This window comes from Bacillus sp. JFL15 (assembly GCF_001184225.1).
Taxonomy (GTDB): Bacteria; Bacillota; Bacilli; order Bacillales; family Bacillaceae; genus Bacillus; species Bacillus siamensis.
This window is the reverse complement of sequence record NZ_KQ236689.1, coordinates 265,115-284,691: the sequence shown is the minus strand read 5'-3', so window position 1 is coordinate 284,691 and position 19,577 is coordinate 265,115. Positions and strand designations below refer to the sequence as shown.

The 19,577-nt window shown below is 48.3% G+C and carries 15 protein-coding genes, 1 other RNA gene and 1 other annotated feature; of the genes, 14 read left to right on the top strand and 2 right to left on the bottom strand.

Annotated features, from left to right (window positions below; translation table 11 throughout):
- Nucleotides 1-37 precede the first annotated feature (37 nt).
- The 4 genes from recJ (at nt 38) to dtd (ending at nt 5,734) form a co-directional block, all read left to right on the top strand.
- On the top strand, nt 38-2,398 hold the full coding sequence (recJ, locus tag AD710_RS01355) for a single-stranded-DNA-specific exonuclease RecJ (RefSeq protein WP_049627102.1): 2,361 nt from the start codon (nt 38-40) through the stop codon (nt 2,396-2,398).
- Between the two features lie 5 nt (nt 2,399-2,403).
- Complete coding sequence (locus tag AD710_RS01350; RefSeq protein WP_003152714.1) at nt 2,404-2,916, top strand: adenine phosphoribosyltransferase; 513 nt, start codon at nt 2,404-2,406, stop codon at nt 2,914-2,916.
- A gap of 157 nt (nt 2,917-3,073) precedes the next feature.
- Nucleotides 3,074-5,278, top strand: coding sequence for a GTP diphosphokinase (relA, locus tag AD710_RS01345; protein WP_045926492.1), 2,205 nt, complete (start codon nt 3,074-3,076; stop codon nt 5,276-5,278).
- Nucleotides 5,279-5,290: 12 nt separating this feature from the next.
- Nucleotides 5,291-5,734, top strand: coding sequence for a D-aminoacyl-tRNA deacylase (gene dtd / locus AD710_RS01340; protein WP_016938814.1), 444 nt, complete (start codon nt 5,291-5,293; stop codon nt 5,732-5,734).
- A gap of 26 nt (nt 5,735-5,760) precedes the next feature.
- Here the strand turns inward: dtd and AD710_RS01335 are convergent, their stop codons facing one another.
- Entirely contained in the window at nt 5,761-7,323 is a 1,563-nt protein-coding gene (locus AD710_RS01335) for an N-acetylmuramoyl-L-alanine amidase family protein (RefSeq protein ID WP_049627101.1), read from the bottom strand.
- Nucleotides 7,324-7,453: 130 nt separating this feature from the next.
- On the opposite strand from AD710_RS01335, the gene AD710_RS19735 reads away from it, so the two are divergent.
- From AD710_RS19735 to AD710_RS01320, 5 genes are all read left to right on the top strand, one after another.
- A complete protein-coding gene (locus AD710_RS19735; RefSeq protein WP_016938816.1) occupies nt 7,454-7,624 on the top strand; it encodes a YrzK family protein in 171 nt (56 codons plus the stop codon).
- Between the two features lie 60 nt (nt 7,625-7,684).
- Nucleotides 7,685-7,917: a binding site (T-box leader), on the top strand.
- Between the two features lie 63 nt (nt 7,918-7,980).
- Nucleotides 7,981-9,255, top strand: a complete 1,275-nt coding sequence (hisS, locus tag AD710_RS01330) for a histidine--tRNA ligase (RefSeq protein ID WP_045926800.1) — start codon at nt 7,981-7,983, stop codon at nt 9,253-9,255.
- Nucleotides 9,256-9,269: 14 nt separating this feature from the next.
- A complete protein-coding gene (gene aspS, locus AD710_RS01325; RefSeq protein WP_045926799.1) occupies nt 9,270-11,048 on the top strand; it encodes an aspartate--tRNA ligase in 1,779 nt (592 codons plus the stop codon).
- Between the two features lie 62 nt (nt 11,049-11,110).
- Nucleotides 11,111-11,303: non-coding RNA, 6S RNA (gene ssrS / locus AD710_RS18830), on the top strand.
- Between the two features lie 71 nt (nt 11,304-11,374).
- Nucleotides 11,375-12,139, top strand: coding sequence for a tRNA threonylcarbamoyladenosine dehydratase (locus AD710_RS01320; protein WP_016938820.1), 765 nt, complete (start codon nt 11,375-11,377; stop codon nt 12,137-12,139).
- A gap of 117 nt (nt 12,140-12,256) precedes the next feature.
- Here AD710_RS01320 and AD710_RS01315 read toward each other — a convergent pair whose 3' ends face one another.
- Nucleotides 12,257-13,522 (bottom strand): replication-associated recombination protein A, encoded by a 1,266-nt coding sequence (locus tag AD710_RS01315; protein ID WP_049627100.1) that lies wholly within the window; start codon nt 13,520-13,522, stop codon nt 12,257-12,259.
- Nucleotides 13,523-13,716: 194 nt separating this feature from the next.
- On the opposite strand from AD710_RS01315, the gene cymR reads away from it, so the two are divergent.
- From cymR to recD2, 5 genes are all read left to right on the top strand, one after another.
- The gene (cymR, locus tag AD710_RS01310) at nt 13,717-14,133 is read left to right on the top strand and encodes a cysteine metabolism transcriptional regulator CymR (protein ID WP_003152730.1); all 417 of its coding nucleotides are present in this window, start codon (nt 13,717-13,719) and stop codon (nt 14,131-14,133) included.
- Nucleotides 14,134-14,152: 19 nt separating this feature from the next.
- Nucleotides 14,153-15,292, top strand: a complete 1,140-nt coding sequence (locus AD710_RS01305; RefSeq protein ID WP_049627099.1) for a cysteine desulfurase family protein — start codon at nt 14,153-14,155, stop codon at nt 15,290-15,292.
- A gap of 36 nt (nt 15,293-15,328) precedes the next feature.
- The gene (gene mnmA / locus AD710_RS01300) at nt 15,329-16,444 is read left to right on the top strand and encodes a tRNA 2-thiouridine(34) synthase MnmA (RefSeq protein WP_049627098.1); all 1,116 of its coding nucleotides are present in this window, start codon (nt 15,329-15,331) and stop codon (nt 16,442-16,444) included.
- An 87-nt stretch (nt 16,445-16,531) separates the two neighbouring features.
- Nucleotides 16,532-17,152 carry a tetratricopeptide repeat protein gene (locus tag AD710_RS01295; RefSeq protein ID WP_156187184.1) on the top strand — a complete coding sequence of 207 codons (621 nt, stop codon included), beginning with the start codon at nt 16,532-16,534 and terminating at the stop codon, nt 17,150-17,152.
- A gap of 18 nt (nt 17,153-17,170) precedes the next feature.
- Nucleotides 17,171-19,549: an SF1B family DNA helicase RecD2 gene (gene recD2, locus AD710_RS01290; protein WP_049627096.1), complete on the top strand. Its 2,379-nt coding sequence runs from the start codon at nt 17,171-17,173 to the stop codon at nt 19,547-19,549.
- Nucleotides 19,550-19,577: the final 28 nt, after the last annotated feature.

The following is a 19,577-nucleotide window of genomic DNA, read 5'->3' as shown; positions in this document are numbered from 1 at the left end:
CCGCTCTAGTATAATAGGGTGGTTGAGGGGTGAATTTATGTTAGCGTCAAAAATGCGCTGGGAAATCCAGCAGCCTGATCAGGAAAAGGTCAAATCACTCACAGAACAATTGGACATAACACCTCTTGTGGCATCGCTGCTTGTAAAAAGAGGTTTTGATACTGCCGAAAGCGCAAGGCATTTTTTACATACAAAGGATGCAGACTTTTATGACCCGTATGAATTAAAAGGAATGCGGGAAGCAGTTGATCGGATAAAGCTGGCGGTTTCTCAAGGGGAACCGATTATGATTTACGGAGATTACGATGCAGACGGCGTTACAAGCACATCAGTGATGCTGACGGCACTCAGACAGCTGTCAGCAAACGTTGATTTTTATATTCCCGACCGTTTCACAGAAGGCTACGGCCCGAATGAACAAGCTTTCCGCTCCATAAAAGAGCGGGGTTTTTCGCTTATCATTACAGTGGATACGGGCATCGCCGCCGTTCATGAAGCTGAAGTCGCAAAAGAGCTGGGCCTAGACGTCATTATTACCGACCACCATGAGCCGGGACCCGAGCTTCCTGACGTATTTGCGATCATCCACCCGAAGCAGCCGGGCTGCAGCTATCCGTTTAAAGAATTGGCCGGCGTCGGTGTGGCGTTTAAGCTTGCCCACGCGCTTACGGGTTCTTTGCCGGAAGCTATGCTGGACTTAGCGGCAATCGGTACGGTTGCGGATCTGGTGCCGCTGCACGATGAAAACAGATTAATTGCGTCACTTGGGATCGAAAAGCTTCGGACGACAAATCGGCCGGGTCTCAAAGCTCTGATTAAGCTTTCCGGCGGGGATATCGGACAAGCTGATGAGGAAACGATCGGGTTTCAGGTTGCACCGAGGCTGAATGCCGTCGGAAGAATAGAACAAGCTGATCCCGCCGTGCACCTGCTGATGACCGAAGACCAGTTTGAAGCGGAGGAATTGGCTTCGGATATTGACCGGCTGAATAAGGAACGCCAGAAAATGGTGAAAACCATGACCGAAGAGGCTGCTGAAATGGTTCAGCAGCAAGACGGAAACCCGTCTGCTATTGTAGTTGCAAAAGTCGGCTGGAACCCGGGGGTTGTCGGTATTGTCGCATCGAAGCTCGCTGAACGTTTTTATCGCCCCGCTGTCGTGCTGGGGATAGATGAGGAGCAGGGAATCGCCAAAGGCTCGGCGCGAAGCATCACGGGTTTCAACCTTTTTACGAGCCTTTCACAGTGCAGAGACATTCTTCCTCATTTCGGCGGGCATCCGATGGCCGCAGGAATGACGTTAAAGGCTGAAGATGTGCCGGATTTAAGAGACAGGCTGAATCAATTAGCTGAAGAAACCCTTACGGAAGAGGATTTTATCCCGATTCAGGAGGTTGATCTTGTCTGCGGCGTCGAAGACATAACCGTTGAAAGCATTACAGAATTGAATATGCTCTCGCCGTTCGGCATGCTTAACCCTAAACCGCATGTCATGGTGGAAAACGCCGTGCTTGATGAAGTGCGCTTGATCGGAGCGAATAAAAATCACGTGAAAATGACGGTGAAAAATGATGCCGCCGTTCTCGATTGCGTCGGCTTTAACAAAGGAGAGCTGGAAGCCGGAATTGTCCCCGGATCAGCGATTTCCATTGTCGGCGAAATGTCCATTAATGAATGGAACAACAGAAAGAAACCTCAGCTGATGATTAAAGACGCTGCGGTGCTGGAATGGCAGCTTTTTGATATCAGAGGCAAGCGGACGTGGGAAGATACGGTTGCTGCGCTGCCGAAGGAAAAACGGGTGCTCATCAGTTTTAACGAAAAAACTGTCCGAAAACTTCGTGGCGAAGAGCTGCCGGACGAGCTGGTTCAGATCGCGTCGGAATCCGAGGCGGAGGCTCTTCCGCTTGACGGAAAGTATGCCGTCTTTCTGGATGTGCCGCCGTCAGAGGAGCGGCTCAAGCGTTTGCTTGACGGGAAGAAGCCGGAACGGATTTATTTTGTTTTTATCAATCATGAAGAACATTTTCTGTCCTCATTTCCATCGCGGAGTGATTTCAAGTGGTTTTACGCATTTCTCTTGAAAAGGGGCAATTTTGACTTAAGTAAGCATGGTTCGGAGCTTGCGAGACACAAAGGATGGTCAATTGACACAATCAATTTCATGACAAAGGTGTTTTTTGATCTCGGTTTTGTTAAAATAGAAGATGGTGTGCTGTCTGTCGTGAGCGGCGCGAAAAAACGCGACCTCGCAGATTCGCAAACCTACCAGGTAAAACAGCAGCTGATGGAATTAGACCAGAAGCTCAATTATTCCGCGGCCCATGAGCTGAAGGAATGGCTGAATAAGCTGATGAACCAAGGTTCAGAGGCTTATGAAAGTACGAGGAGGACATAGAACAGATGGATCTTAAAAAATACGTAACAATTGTGCCCGATTACCCGAAAGAAGGCGTACAATTTAAAGATATTACGACATTGATGGACAAAGGCGACGTATACCGTTACGCCACTGACCAAATTGTTGAATATGCAAAAGAAAAAGAAATTGACTTAGTTGTCGGACCTGAAGCGCGCGGCTTTATTATCGGCTGTCCGGTTGCATACGCTCTCGGAGTCGGTTTTGCGCCGGTTCGGAAAGAAGGAAAACTTCCGCGTGAAGTCATTAAAGTCGATTACGGTTTGGAGTACGGAAAAGACGTACTGACGATTCATAAAGATGCGATCCTGCCGGGACAGCGCGTGCTGATTACTGATGACTTGCTTGCAACAGGCGGCACGATCGAAGCAACGATTAAGCTTGTCGAAGAACTGGGCGGCGTCGTAGCCGGTATTGCGTTTTTAATCGAGCTTTCTTACCTTGACGGCAGAGACAAGCTTGACGATTACGATATTTTAACATTAATGAAATATTAACCGCATATGGAAAAAAGCACTCGTGTCAGGGTGCTTTTTTCCTGTTATTTCATCATCCTGACAGATTCTTTAGGTGTTTTGAACTTCTGCCCTTTACATCTCTCGTTTTTTTCTTGATAATAAACTAATACAGTTTACATTTAAAAAAGGTGATTCCATGGCGAACGAACAAGTATTGACTGCCGAGCAAGTAATAGATAAAGCGCGCACGTATCTGCCGGAGGAGCAGATTGCGTTTGTTGAGAAAGCTTACCTGTATGCGCAAGACGCGCATCGCGAACAGTACCGCAAATCAGGTGAGCCGTACATCATTCATCCGATTCAGGTGGCGGGAATCCTCGTCGATCTGGAAATGGACCCTTCCACGATTGCGGGCGGTTTTCTGCATGATGTGGTGGAAGACACGGATGTCACCCTCGATGACCTGAAGGAAGCATTCTCTGAAGAAGTGGCGATGCTTGTCGACGGTGTAACGAAGCTCGGTAAAATTAAGTATAAATCTCAAGAAGAGCAGCAGGCGGAAAACCACCGAAAAATGTTTGTCGCTATGGCTCAGGATATCAGAGTCATATTGATCAAGCTGGCGGATCGCCTTCATAATATGCGGACGTTAAAGCATCTTCCGCAGGAAAAGCAGCGGAGAATTTCAAATGAGACGCTGGAGATTTTCGCTCCGCTGGCACATCGGCTCGGGATTTCGAAAATTAAATGGGAGCTGGAAGACACCGCTCTCCGTTATTTGAATCCTCAGCAATATTACAGAATCGTCAACCTCATGAAGAAAAAGCGCGCGGAACGCGAACTTTATGTCGAAGAGGTTGTCAATGAAGTGAAAAAACGCGTTGAAGAAGTGAATATTAAAGCGGACTTTTCAGGACGTCCGAAGCACATCTACAGCATTTACCGCAAGATGGCGCTGCAAAATAAACAGTTCAATGAAATATATGATCTGCTCGCCGTCCGTATTCTTGTCGGAAGCATTAAAGACTGCTACGCCGTACTCGGCATTATTCATACGTGCTGGAAGCCGATGCCGGGCAGATTCAAGGATTATATTGCGATGCCTAAGCCGAATATGTATCAGTCCCTGCATACGACCGTAATCGGGCCTAAAGGCGACCCGCTGGAAGTGCAGATCAGAACATTTGAGATGCATGAGATCGCTGAATACGGGGTGGCCGCGCACTGGGCATATAAAGAAGGCAAGGCTGCAAACGAAGAAGCGACATTTGAGAAAAAACTGTCCTGGTTCCGCGAAATTCTGGAATTCCAAAACGAGTCTACCGACGCGGAAGAATTTATGGAATCGCTGAAAATCGATCTGTTTTCTGACATGGTATACGTATTTACGCCAAAAGGCGATGTCATTGAACTGCCGTCAGGCTCTGTGCCGATTGATTTTTCCTACAGGATTCACTCGGAAATCGGCAATAAAACAATCGGAGCGAAAGTGAACGGGAAAATGGTGACGCTTGACCATAAGCTCCGGACGGGCGACATCGTTGAAATCCTGACGTCCAAGCATTCGTACGGACCGAGCCAAGACTGGGTCAAACTCGCTCAGACGTCGCAGGCCAAACACAAAATCCGCCAGTTCTTTAAGAAACAGCGCCGTGAAGAAAACGTCGAAAAAGGCCGTGAACTTGTCGAGAAAGAAATTAAAAATCTTGATTTTGAAGTGAAGGATGTTTTAACGCTCGAAAACCTTCAAAAGGTTGCCGACAAGTTTAATTTCTCAAATGAAGAGGATATGTACGCGGCTGTCGGGTATAACGGCATTACCGCTTTGCAGGTGGCCAACAGGCTCACTGAAAAAGAACGGAAGCTGCGTGATCAGGAAGAACAGGAAAAAATCGTTCAGGAAGTCGCTTCCGAGCCGAAACAGTATCCGCAAGGAAGAAAACGGGAAGCGGGTGTGCGCGTGAAAGGCATCGACAACCTTCTCGTCCGTTTGTCGAAATGCTGCAATCCCGTGCCCGGAGACCATATTGTCGGTTTTATTACAAAAGGCCGCGGTGTATCCGTTCACCGTGATGACTGTCCGAATGTAAAAACGAATGAAGCGCAGGAACGTCTGATCCCTGTTGAATGGGAACATGAATCACAGGTTCAAAGACGCAAAGAATATAACGTTGAGATTGAGATTTTGGGGTATGACCGTCTCGGGCTGTTAAATGAAGTGCTCCAGGCCGTAAATGAAACGAAAACCAACATTTCGTCTGTATCCGGCAAATCCGACCGCAATAAAGTCGCTACGATTCATATGGCGATTTTTATTCAAAACATCAATCATCTGCATAAAGTGGTCGAGCGGATTAAGCAGATCAGAGACATCTATTCAGTCCGACGGGTTATGAACTAAAAGGAGCTTGCTATGAAATTAGTTGTTCAGCGTGTAACAGAAGCGAGTGTGACGGTTGACGGCGCTGTCGCCGGCCGGATCGGACCCGGTATTATGGCGCTTGTCGGCGTCACTCATGAAGATACAGAGGAAGATGCCGCTTACTTGGCGGATAAAATCGTGAATCTCCGGATTTTTGAGGACGAAAGCGGCAAGATGAATTTATCGCTTTTAGATACGGGCGGAGAGATTTTATCAGTTTCCCAGTTTACGCTTTACGGCGAAACGAAGAAAGGGAGACGCCCGAATTTTATGAATGCGGCCAAGCCGGATCAGGCTCTGCTCCTTTATGAAAAGTGGAACGAACTTCTTCGGGAAAAAGGAGTCAAAGTTGAAACGGGAATATTCGGGGCCATGATGGATGTTCAGCTGACGAATTCCGGGCCCGTTACATTGATTATGGATTCTAAACAATAAAAAAGCTGCCGTTCGGCAGCTTTTTTTTATGATTGAAAATAATGTTCCAATCCGCTTTCAATTCCGTCTGTCACTTTTTCCTGGTAAGAGCCGCTATGTATGATTGTTTCTTCTTGCGGTTGACTGAGATAGCCGAGCTCATACAGCATGGCAGGCCGTTTATTTTCCCTCAGGACGTAATAATCTCCAAACAAAACGCCGCGATCAGGAATAGGTGAACGCTTCGCTACTTCAGAATGGACGTCTGAGGCAAGCTGGCGGTCCTTAGACGGACTGTAATAATAAGCCGTGCTTCCTCTCGTTGACGTATCGGCATAGCTGTCATAGTGGATGCTGATAAAGGCATCCGCATTCCGGTAATGGGACGTTGAAACCCTGGCCTGCAGGCTGATAAATGTATCATCCTGCCTTGTGATATACACGTTTGCCCCGGCCGCTCTCAATTTTCCGGCTAACAGCTTAGCTGTTTTAATCGTTACGTTTTTTTCAAACTTTCCGGAGTAGCCGATCGTTCCGCTGTCTTTTCCTCCGTGTCCGGGATCAACGACGATCGTTTTGTTTTTGAGCGATCCGCTGCCGCCTGACGTGTTGGGAGAAGGTGCTTCTCCTGTTTCTTCACCGCTTTTTGACGTTTGCACGACCCAGTTTGCCACATATGCCGTTTGACCGTTTTCCAGCCGGACTTCATACCACTTGCCGCTTGAACCGACTATCGGATAGGCTGAGCCTTTATCCGCTCTTTTTACGATAGAAGCGGAAGTCGAGGCTGAGCTCCTTAGGTTGGTGCCGCCGTAAACGATATACGCTTTTTTCGAGGAGCCTGAGCCCTCAGAGCCGTCTCCCGATTCGGTCGGGGTGTCCGATGAGTCGGAATCCTTTATGATGTAGTGGCTTGCTGCCCAGCCTTTTTGCCCGTTTGCTTCAATTTTCAGCCAGCCGTGGTCTTCGCTTAAGATGGAAACCTTTGCTCCGCGTGATAATTTAGTGATAATCGCTGAATCATGTGACGCTGCACTTCTGACATTCAATGAAGAAACGCCTACCGTCCCGTTCTTTGAACCGTTTTGGGATGAAGTTGCTTTCGAATCCGATCCGCCGCTGTCTGCGGTGACGTATTCGGAAGAAACCCACCCGCTTGTGCCTTGATAAGAAATATTCACCCAGCCGCTGTTCTTGTCCAGCACAGAAGCATGTGCGCCTTGCGGAAGTTTGCCGATGACTTCATATGATGTCCCCGGGCCTTTTCTGATGCGGAGATCAGGGTCGTTGGAAGTGACCGTTCCGCTTGTTGCGGATGAATGGTCTGCTCCTCCGGCTGTTTTTGATATCAGCCAGGAAACGACCCATCCGGTCTTACCGGGACTCAGCTGGAGCTGTACCCAGTCTCCCTCTTCTTTTGTGATCGGGTATCTTTCCCCTTTTTTCACTTCAGCCTTTATTCCATAGCTCAGGCCGGGACCGCCTCTGACATTGATCTTGTCTGTCGCGATAACCGCTTCTCCCTCAGCGGCGATTGCGGTATGAAATGACGGAAGAAGTGCCGTGATGATGACGCCGCATAAAATAAGAGCAAGAGTTTTCTTATTCATGGCTGTCCTCCTTTCTGAACTAACTAAAATACATTCTTGTATAATATCGTATTTTCCTTGTTGAATGTTAAATAAAAATAAAATGGTTTGTTTATACTAGTTGTAAATACAGCGAAAAGGTGTGCAAATCATGAAATATCAACCAAAAATGGGACGCGCGCTGCATGATGCGGAAGGAAATCTGCACTTCAGTGATCAGAGCGATAAAGAGAAGGCGGGTTTTCTTGAAGAGACGGCGACGGAGTTCGGTCTTTTATCGAAAGATGCAGTCGCAAGGAAAAACAGACGGAATAAAACTTGACAGGGGAGTGCAATCCCATTATTATAATAGAAATTGATGTACATAAGTCAAAATAACGATTTTGAACCGATAATGGAGAAGAGTAGGTCAGAATGCATGGAGAAGAGAGGAACCGTCCCGGGCTGAAAGCGGATCCGCACTGCATCTTTCTCGAAACAACACTCCGGAGGTTCCCTGCTGAACGCTTTTGCGAGTCATTAGGCAGCGGACGTGAACCTGCGTTAACGGTCAGAGCGGGGATGCTTCAGCATTCCAACTAGGGTGGCACCACGGGTATAACTCTCGTCCCTACTATACATGTATAGTAGGAGCGGGAGTTTTTTTATTTGAAGAAAGACATTAAGGAGGCCTGTTACATGGCATATCACATTCCAAGAGGCACACAGGATATACTGCCGGGTGAATCAGACAGATGGCAGTTCGTCGAACAAATTATGAGAGAGACGTGCCGCACTTATCAATATAAAGAAATCCGCACGCCGATTTTCGAGCATACGGAATTGTTCGCAAGAGGCGTCGGTGAATCTACAGATATCGTGCAGAAAGAAATGTACACGTTTGAAGACCGTAAAGGGAGAAGCCTGACGCTTCGGCCGGAAGGAACAGCCGCCGCAGTCCGCGCGTTCAATGAAAATAAATTATTTGCGAACCCGGTGCAGCCGACGAAGCTGTATTATGTCGGACCGATGTTCCGTTATGAACGTCCGCAGACGGGACGCTTCCGCCAATTCTATCAATTCGGAATTGAAGCGATCGGCTCCAAAGATCCGGCTGTGGATGCTGAAGTCATTGCGCTTGCGATGAGCATTTACCGTAAAGCCGGTTTGAAAAATGTCAAGCTTGTGCTGAACAGCCTCGGTGACCAGGAGAGCCGCAAAGCCTACCGTGAAGCACTCGTCAAACATTTTGAACCGCGCATCGGAGAATTTTGCTCAGACTGCCAGTCGCGCCTGCACACAAATCCGCTCAGAATTCTTGATTGCAAGAAAGACAGAGAACATGAACTGATGAAATCGGCACCGTCCATTCTTGATTACTTAAATGAAGAATCAGCCGCTTATTTTGAGAAAGTCAAACAATACTTAAACGGTCTCGGCATCCCGTTTGAAATTGATCCGAACCTTGTCAGAGGACTTGACTACTACAATCATACCGCTTTTGAAATCATGAGCAACGCGGAAGGTTTCGGAGCGATTACAACACTTGCCGGAGGGGGCCGCTATGACGGGCTTGTTGAACAGATCGGCGGACCTGAAGCGCCGGGTATCGGATTTGCAATGAGCATCGAACGTCTGCTGGCAGCCATTGACGCTGAGAAAGCAGAGCTTCCCGTCAATCAGGGGATTGACTGCTATATCGTGACGCTCGGAGAAAAAGCGAAGGATTATTCCGTTTCCCTCGTGTACAAACTGAGAGAAGCGGGCATCTCAAGTGAAATCGATTATGAAAACAAAAAAATGAAGGGCCAATTCAAAACGGCTGACCGCCTCGGCGCACGCTTTATTGCGATTTTAGGGGAAGATGAACTTGCCCAAAATAAAATCAATGTAAAAGATGCGGAAACAGGCGAGCAGCGTGAAGTGGTGTTAGACGAGCTGATACAAGTGTTAAAGGCAGATCAAAAGCAGTGAAGGAGAGGAACGCTATGTTTGGAAGAACATATTATTGTGGCGAGATAACTGAAAAAGCGATTGGCGAAACCGTCAAACTGAAAGGATGGGTGCAGAAAAGGCGCGATCTCGGCGGCTTGATTTTCATTGATTTGCGCGACCGTTCGGGTATTGTGCAAGTCGTGTTCAATCCTGACGTCTCGAAAGAAGCCCTTGCCGCGGCAGAAGCAATCAGAAACGAATATGTGCTTGATATCGAAGGCACGGTTTCTGCCCGTGAAGAAGGCACGGTGAACCCTAACCTGAAAACCGGTAAAATTGAAATTAAAGCCGAAGCGGTGACGGTACTCAGCACGGCGAAAACGCCGCCGTTTCCGATCAGTGACCAGGCGGCTGACGTTTCTGAAGACGTCCGGTTAAAACACCGCTATTTGGATTTGCGCCGCCCGGCGATGTTTCAAACATTGCAAATGCGCCATCAAGTCACAAAATCCATCCGCCATTTCTTGGATGAAAACGGATTTCTTGATATTGAAACCCCGATTTTAACGAAAAGCTCTCCGGAAGGCGCCCGTGATTACTTGGTGCCGAGCCGGGTGCATGAAGGGGAATTTTACGCTCTTCCGCAATCGCCGCAGATTTTTAAACAGCTTCTGATGGTATCTGGTTTTGAACGGTATTATCAAGTGGCCCGCTGTTTCCGCGATGAAGACCTGCGTGCCGACCGCCAGCCGGAATTTACGCAGATTGATATCGAAATGTCCTTTATGAGTCAAGAAGACATCATGGCTCTGGCGGAAAAGATGATGGCGAAAGTCGTGCTCGAAACAAAAGGCGTCGAAGTATCGCTGCCGCTTCCGCGAATGACATATGAAGAAGCGATGAACAGCTACGGTTCCGACAAGCCTGACACCCGCTTCGGCATGCTGCTGACGGACGTATCAGACATTGTGAAAGATACTGAATTTAAGGTGTTCTCATCAGCTGTAGCCAACGGCGGTGTTGTAAAAGCGATCAATGTTAAAGGAGCTGCCGGCGACTACTCCAGAAAAGATATTGATGCGCTCGGCGTTTTTGCCGGAAATTACGGCGCGAAAGGTCTCGCTTGGGTCAAAGTTGAAGCTGACGGCGTAAAAGGCCCGATTGCGAAATTCTTTGATGATGAGAAGCAGGCAAAACTGGCTGAAGCGCTGGATGCTTCTGAAGGCGATCTGCTCCTGTTCGGCGCTGATAAGTTTGACGTTGTGGCTCAATCCCTCGGTGCGCTGCGCTTAAAGCTCGGTAAAGAACGCGGCCTGATTGACGAAAGCCTCTTCAACTTCCTGTGGGTTGTGGACTGGCCGTTACTGGAGCATGACGAGGAAGAAGGCCGTTTCTATGCGGCTCACCATCCGTTTACTATGCCTGTCCGTGAAGACCTTGATCTGATTGAAACAGCGCCTGAAGATATGAAAGCGCAGGCTTACGACCTCGTCTTAAACGGTTATGAACTCGGCGGAGGCTCCATCCGGATTTTTGAAAAAGACGTTCAGGAAAAAATGTTCGGGCTTCTCGGCTTTACACAAGAAGAAGCGGAGGCGGAGTTCGGATACCTTCTTGAAGCCTTTGAATACGGCGCTCCTCCGCACGGCGGAATCGCGCTCGGTCTGGACCGTATCGTTATGCTTCTTGCAGGCCGTACAAACTTAAGAGATACGATCGCTTTCCCGAAAACGGCAAGCGCAAGCTGCCTTCTTACGGAAGCGCCCGGCGAAGTGAGCGACGCCCAGCTTGAAGAACTTCACCTTTCTGTCAAAAGAAAAGTGAAACAGTAAAGATCAGCAGTTTGTTTCTTGAAAATCAAAATCTGCTGTGATATGATTTTGACAAGTTAAATAAAGTCCTGATGTGTTAGTTGTACACCTAGTTTTGACCGAACATTTTTTTGCTTTGGGAGCCCGTATTTTTAAATGGCGTACATGCCTCTTTTCATTCGGTAAAGAGGACTTACAAGATTTGAAAAAGGGCACCCACCTGCTGAGAGCGGGTTCAAAACGAAGGAAAGCTGCAACGGCACAATTGGGACTTTATTTTTTGTGCGCTGAAACCAGCGGCTTTTTGACAAGCCGAGTTTATAAAACCAGAATGTGGAGTGAGGTTCTTGTTACATCAGTTTTCCAGAAATGAGCTAGCGATTGGAAAAGAAGGGCTGGACACGTTAAAAAACAGCACGGTGGCCGTTCTCGGCGTCGGCGGAGTCGGTTCATTCGCAGCCGAAGCACTGGCGAGGTCCGGAGTGGGACGGATCGTCCTTGTCGATAAAGATGATGTTGACATTACAAACGTAAACCGCCAGCTGCATGCGCTCTTGTCGACGGTGGGGCAGCCGAAAACGGACTTGATGAAAGCGCGGATCGCGGATATTAATCCGGATTGCGATGTCGTCGCCTTAAAAATGTTTTATACAGAAGAGACATATGAGCAGTTCTTTGAGTATCCGCTCGATTACGTCATTGACGCGTCGGATACGATTCATTATAAAATTCATCTGATGAAAGAATGTCTGAAACGGGATGTTCCGCTGATTTCGAGCATGGGAGCGGCGAATAAAACAGACCCGACACGCTTTCAGATTGCTGATATTTCAAAAACCCATACTGATCCGATTGCCAAAGTCGTCCGCACAAGGCTTCGTAAAGAGGGTATTAAAAAAGGCGTACAGGTCATTTTTTCTGATGAAAGCCCGATCGTCATCCGTGAAGACGTCAGAAAAGAAGTCGGGAATGATGAAGCGAAAATCCGCAAAGCGCAAATGCCGCCGTCTTCCAACGCCTGGGTTCCGTCAGTGGCCGGTCTGATTATGGGCGGACATGTCGTGATGGAGCTCTTAAAGGACATCAAGATTAAACGGGTTAAAGATAAATAAAAAGAAAAACAGCCTTCTTTAAGAAAGGCTGTTTTTTATTTGAATCCGCCGCTTGTACGGACGGTTTGGCATGTATCAAACAAAAAAGACAAGAACACATGGGGTGTCCTTGCCCGGTTATTTTTTCTTCATCAGTTTTTCATATACTTGCTTTATGGCGGCTTCAAATTTCCCCGTTTGTTTCGGTTTATAGTATTGTTTGTTTTTTAACGGATCGGGCAAGTATTGCTGTTCGACCCATCCGTTCTCGAAATCGTGAGGATATTGATAGCCGATCCCGCGTCCGAGCTCTTGGGCCCCTTTATAGTGGGCGTCTTTTAAATGTTTCGGCACATCGCCGATTTTACCCGCTCTGATATCTTTGATCGCCTCATCAACGGCTGAGATGGCGGAGTTTGATTTTGGCGAGAGGCATAATTCGATGACCGCATTGGCCAGCGGAATTCTCGCTTCCGGAAAGCCGATCCGTTCTGCGGTCTGAATCGCGCTCAGCACCCTGGGGCCTGCCTGCGGGCTTGCAAGGCCGATATCCTCATAGGCGATCACGAGAAGTCTTCTTGATATGCTTTCAAGGTCGCCGGCTTCGATCAGACGGGCCAAATAATGAAGGGCTGCGTTTGCGTCAGAGCCCCGGATTGATTTTTGGAACGCGGATAACACGTCATAATGCGCATCTCCGTCTTTATCATGGGTATAGCTTTTTTTCTGCAGACATTCCTCCGCTGTTTCCCGTGTAATCCGGATCGTGCCGTCGCTTGATTCCTTTGTGGAGAGCACGGCAAGCTCCAGCGCGTTCAAAGCGGAGCGGACGTCTCCTCCGCACCCTTGCGCGAAATGATCCATCGCGTCGTCGTCCACCGAAACGCTGTAAGAACCGAGTCCGCGGTGTTCATCTGTAAGCGCTCTTTTCAATGCCTGCTTAATCAGATCGGGTGTTAACGGTTCGAGCTCGAATATCTGGGTCCGGCTTCTGATGGCCGGGTTAATGGCATGATAAGGATTGGCAGTCGTCGCGCCGATTAAAATAATCATGCCGTTTTCTAAATAGGGCAGCAGAAAATCCTGTTTCCCCTTATCAAGCCTGTGCACTTCATCAAGGATTAAAATGACCTGGCCTGACATTTTCGCTTCCTGTACGACAATCTCCATGTCTTTTTTATTATGAATGACGGCATTCAATTTCCTGAATGCGATGCTTGTCGATCCTGCGATCGCCGTGGCGATGGACGTTTTTCCGATGCCCGGCGGACCGTACAGGATCATGGAGGATAAGTGCTTTGCACGCACCATTCTGCCGATGATTTTATCTTCTTTGACCAGGTGTTCCTGGCCGATAATGTCTTCGATATTGGCAGGCCGCATCCGATACGCCAGTGGTTTCATGAACATCTCTCCTTACATATACAGGGTAACGGAAAACGGACGATTAGAAAAGCGAATTGCGGCAGGCCCCGTGTTTCAATGAAAATTAGGATAAGTTATGTTATAATAACAGTTGGTCTATAAGATACTAAACAGATTATTCATATCCATTTACTTGTATAAATTAACAATTAGAATTGACTGGGGTGTTCATATTGAAAATATCGACAAAGGGAAGATACGGGCTCACCATTATGATCGAATTGGCGAAAAAGCACGGAGACGGTCCGACGTCGCTCAAAAGCATCGCCCAAACAAACAGCCTTTCTGAGCATTACTTGGAACAGCTTGTATCACCGCTCAGAAACGCCGGACTCGTAAAAAGCATCAGAGGCGCTTACGGGGGTTATGTGCTCGGCGGGCAGCCTGAAGAGATCACGGCCGGAGATATTATCAGAGTGCTGGAAGGACCGATCAGCCCGGTGGAAGTTCTTGAGGATGAAGAGCCTGCCAAGCGGGAGCTATGGATCCGCATCCGCGACGCCGTAAAAGACGTGCTGGACAGCACGACGTTAGAAGACCTTGCGAGCTACACGGACGGCGAGCAGGAAGCTTATATGTTCTATATTTAAACCAGAGGTGTAAAAAACAATGGAACGGATTTATTTAGATCACGCCGCGACTTCTCCGATGGATGAGCGTGTGCTTGAAAAAATGAAGCCGCATTTCTTCGGCAGCTTCGGCAACCCGTCAAGCATCCATTCATTCGGAAGAGAGTCCCGGAAATGGGTCGACGAAGCGAGAGCGGACATCGCCCGTGAAATCAGTGCGAAAGAACAGGAAATCATTTTCACAAGCGGCGGCACGGAGGCTGATAATTTAGCGATTTTCGGGACGGCTGCCGCGCGGAAGAATGAAGGGAAGCATATCATTACGACCGCTGTTGAGCATCATGCCGTACTGCACGCTTGCGAAAAGCTGGAAGAAGACGGTTTTGAGGTGACATACCTCAACCCCGGCCCATCAGGACGGATCAGTGCAAATCAGGTGAAAGAAGCGCTCCGTGATGATACAATCCTTGTTACCGTCATGTATGGCAATAACGAAGTCGGAACCATTCAGCCGATTGACGAAATCGGAGAGCTGTTAAGCGGGCATCAGGCCTATTTTCACACAGATGCCGTCCAGGCATTCGGTTATATGCCGATTGACGTGAAAAAAAGCAGAATTGACATGCTGTCTGTTTCCGGTCACAAGCTTAACGGGCCAAAAGGGACAGGCTTTTTATATGTAAATCAAGAGGTGAAGCTGTCACCGATTCTTCTCGGGGGAGAGCAGGAACGAAAGCGCCGCGCGGGGACGGAAAATGTACCGGGCATCGCCGGCTTAAAAGAAGCGGTCGTTCTTTCAAACCGTGAGCGGGAAGAGAAAACAGCGAAGTTTAAGGAGTTTAAAAACATCATCATGAGCACGCTGGAAAGAGCCGGCGTGACAGCGGAGGTGAACGGAGATGCCGAGAACTGCCTGCCTCATATTTTAAATCTTTACTTTCCCGGTGTGCCGGTGGAAGCGCTGCTGGTCAATCTTGACATGGAAGGCGTTGCCGTCTCCAGCGGATCCGCGTGTACGGCGGGATCCGTTCTTCCGTCCCATGTGCTTACGGCCATGTTCGGAAGTGAAAGCGGCAGACTGACCTCGTCAATCCGTCTCAGCTTCGGCCTCGGCAATACGGCGGAACAAATCGAAACAGCCGCCGAAAAGCTTGCCGACGTCGTTAAACGGCTTGCTTAAAACGGCGGACTTACGTTTTTAATGGAGTGAATGCAAATGGAAAAACGGCCGGAGAATACAAGAGTCGTAGTCGGCATGTCCGGCGGAGTGGACTCTTCTGTGGCGGCCCTTCTGCTGAAGGAGCAGGGCTACGATGTAATCGGAATTTTTATGAAAAACTGGGATGATACGGACGAAAACGGTTTTTGCACGGCGACGGAAGATTATGAAGACGTCATCCGGGTCTGCAACCAAATCGGAATTCCGTATTATGCCGTCAATTTTGAAAAGCAATATTGGGAAAAGGTATTTCAGTATTTCCTTGATGAATATAAAGCCGGAAGAACCCCTAATCCGGATGTCATGTGCAATAAAGAAATTAAGTTTAAGGCTTTCTTGGATCATGCTTTATCACTTGGCGCGGATTACCTTGCGACGGGCCATTACGCCCGCGTGGACAGAAGCGCAGGTACAGTGCGCATGCTTCGCGGTCTGGATGAAAACAAGGACCAGACTTATTTTCTGAATCAGCTCAATCAGGAACAGCTCAGCAAAGTCATGTTCCCGATCGGTGATCTGCAAAAAAGCCGCGTGCGGGAAATCGCCAAAGAAGCGGAACTTGCGACAGCTGCGAAAAAAGACAGCACGGGAATCTGCTTTATCGGCGAACGCAACTTCAAAACGTTTCTCAGCCAATATCTCCCTGCTCAGCCGGGCGATATGATGACAATGGACGGAGAAGTAAAAGGGCGTCATGACGGACTGATGTATTATACGATCGGACAGCGCCACGGTCTTGGAATCGGCGGAAGCGGCGAGCCGTGGTTCGCAGTCGGTAAAGATCTCGAGAAAAACATTCTGTATGTCGATCAGGGATTCCACAATCCGCTTCTGTATTCCGATAAAATCACGGCGACAAATATCAGCTGGACGCGTCCCGGTCTGATGGACAGCGGCGAAATGACATGCACGGCGAAATTCCGCTACCGTCAGGAAGATCACAAAGTAACGGTGAAAATGACGGGTGCCGATGAAGCGGAAATCATTTTCGACGGGCAGGTCCGCGCCGTAACGCCGGGACAAGCCGTTGTTTTTTATGACGGAGAAGAGTGCCTCGGCGGCGGAACGATAGATGACGTTTATAAAGACGGAACAAAATTGTGGTACGTATAACACATGTAAAAAACCTCAACTCGCATGTTGGGGTTTTTTAGCGAAAGGAAGTTAAAAATGGATTATAATAAAATCGGAATTGATGCCATGCAGGAGGGCGATTTTGAAAAAGCGGCAGAGGCTTTCACGAAAGCGATTGAGGAAAACGGCCAAGATCCGGTGCCGTACATCAACTTCGCAAATCTGCTTTCTTCAGTGAACGAACTTGAACGCGCGCTTGCATTTTACAATAGAGCGCTTGAATTGGACAATTCAGCGGCAGCCGCTTATTACGGAGCGGGAAATGTATACGTGATGAAGGAATCGTTTTCCGAGGCGAAGGATATGTTTGAAAAAGCGCTTCGCTCCGAAATGGAAAACGGAGACTTGTTTTATATGCTCGGAACCGTTCTCGTCAAATTAGAGCAGCCGAAGCTTGCGCTGCCGTATTTGCAGCGGGCCGTTGAATTAAACGAAAATGACACGGAAGCGCGCTTCCAGTTCGGAATGTGTCTCGCAAACGAAGAAATGCTGGATGAAGCATTGGCGCAGTTTGAGACGGTGATTGAACAGGACCCAAGCCATGCGGACGCATTTTATAATGCCGGGGTCGCTTACGCTTACAAAGAAAATCGTGAAAAGGCGCTTGAGATGCTTGAAGGCGCAATCGGCATACAGCCTGATCATATGCTCGCACTTCATGCGAAACAGCTTATCACTCAATCATAACAAAAGGAGGGAAGGCTCGTGGATCAGCTGAACATCGAAGAACAGCCGTATGTAAAAGGCGTCATTCATACGGTCATTTACCACAATGACACCAACCTGTATACAGTGCTGAAAGTCAAGGTTGCAGAAACGTCTGAGGCGATCGAAGACAAGGTCGTATCCGTAACGGGCTACTTCCCTCTGCTGCAAGAAGATGAGACTTACACATTTTACGGAAAAACCGCCACACACCCCAAGTTCGGCCTGCAATTTCAGGCTGAACACTTTAAAAAAGAAATTCCGACCACAAAAGAAGGGATCATTCACTATTTATCAAGTGATCTGTTTGAAGGAATCGGAAAAAAAACGGCGGAAGAAATCGTCAAAAAGCTTGGAGACGGCGCGCTTAATAAAATTCTGGCTGATGCATCGGTGCTTTATGATGTGCCGAAAATGTCAAAAAAGAAAGCGGACAAACTGGCGGGAGAGCTGCAGCGGCATCAGGGGCTGGAGCAGATTATGATCTCTCTGAACCAATACGGTTTCGGACCTCAGCTATCCATGAAAATTTATCAGGCTTACGAAACGGAAACCTTGGAGAAAATTCAGGAAAATCCTTATCAGCTTGTAAAAGACGTTGAAGGCATCGGTTTTGTGAAAGCCGACGAGCTGGGCGGGAAAATGGGGCTGTCAGGAAACCACCCGGAGCGGGTCAAAGCGGCTATCTTATATACGATTGAATCAACGTGTCTTTCAGAAGGTCATACGTACATAGAGACAAAGCAGCTGATTATCAATACGCAAACGCTTCTGAATCAGTCAGCTGAAGGCGGCCGCGTCACGGAAATGGATGCGGCTGACGGCATCATCGCCCTCGGGGAGAGTAAGGACATCGTCATAGAAGGAGAACGCTGCTATTTTCCGTCCTTGTTTTACGCGGAACAAAACGTCGCAAAACGCGTGCTCGACATTGCGGCCCAGACGGAGTATGCCGATCAGTTTCCTGAATCGGAATTTCTTCTTGCGCTCGGTGAACTGGAAGAACGGATGAACGTTCAATACGCTCCGAGTCAAAAGGATGCGATTCAAAAAGCGCTGTCCTCGCCGATGCTTTTACTGACCGGGGGACCGGGCACGGGAAAAACGACCGTTATCAAAGGCATCGTGGAATTGTACAGTGAACTGCACGGAGTATCGCTTGACCCTGGTGATTATAAAAAAGATGAAGCCTTTCCGGTGCTGCTTGCCGCGCCGACCGGAAGAGCCGCAAAGCGAATGAGCGAATCAACGGGTCTGCCGGCTGTTACGATTCACAGGCTGCTCGGCTGGAATGGCGCTGAAGGCTTTACCTACAATGAAGATCAGCCGATTGAAGGGAAACTGATTATTATAGACGAAGCGAGTATGCTCGATATTTGGCTCGCCAGCCATTTGTTTAAGGCGCTCCCTAAGCACATTCAGCTTATCGTCGTCGGTGATGAAGACCAGCTTCCTTCCGTAGGGCCCGGGCAGGTGCTGAGAGACCTTTTGGCTTCTGAGGTGCTGCCGACCGTGCGTCTGACAGATATTTACCGTCAGGCTGAAGGGTCATCCATCGTTGAACTTGCGCATGATATGAAAAAGGGACTGCTTCCCAAAGGGCTGACCGCGCCCACAAAGGACCGCTCGTTTATCCGCTGTAATTCTTCACAAATTAAAGAAGTCGTGGATCAAGTCGTCTCGAATGCGCTAAAAAAGGGGTATACTTCCAAAGACATTCAAGTGCTCGCGCCGATGTACAGGGGAAAAGCGGGAATTAACGAACTGAACGTGCTTCTTCAAGACATCATGAATCCGCCGAAAGAAAAAAGGCGGGAGCTGAAATTCGGAGATGTCGTCTACAGGACGGGCGATAAAATATTACAGCTTGTCAACCAGCCGGAAAACAATGTGTTTAACGGAGATATCGGCGAAATCGTGTCTATCTTTTATGCCAAAGAAAATACGGAAAAAGAAGACATGGTCGTCGTCTCGTTTGACGGGAACGAAATCACCTTTACGAAAAAGGATTTCAGCCAGTTTACCCACGCTTACTGCTGTTCCATTCATAAGTCGCAGGGCAGCGAATTTCCGATTGTCGTCCTGCCTGTCGTTAAAGGCTATTATCGAATGCTCAGGAGAAATCTCCTTTATACCGCCATTACAAGAGCCAAAAAATTTCTGATTCTTTGCGGAGAAGAAGAAGCGCTTGAATGGGGCGTCAAAAACAATGATGCCACCGTCAGACAGACGTCACTTAAAAACAGGCTCACAGAGCAGACTGAAGAGATGGATGCAGAATTGGCCGCCCTGCAAAAAGAGCTGCCGTTCAGTGTATACGATGCGAATATTGGAATGGAAGGCATCACGCCTTTTGACTTTATGGAAGAAAAAGCGTAAATAAAACCCGGCGTATGTTCATGCGCCG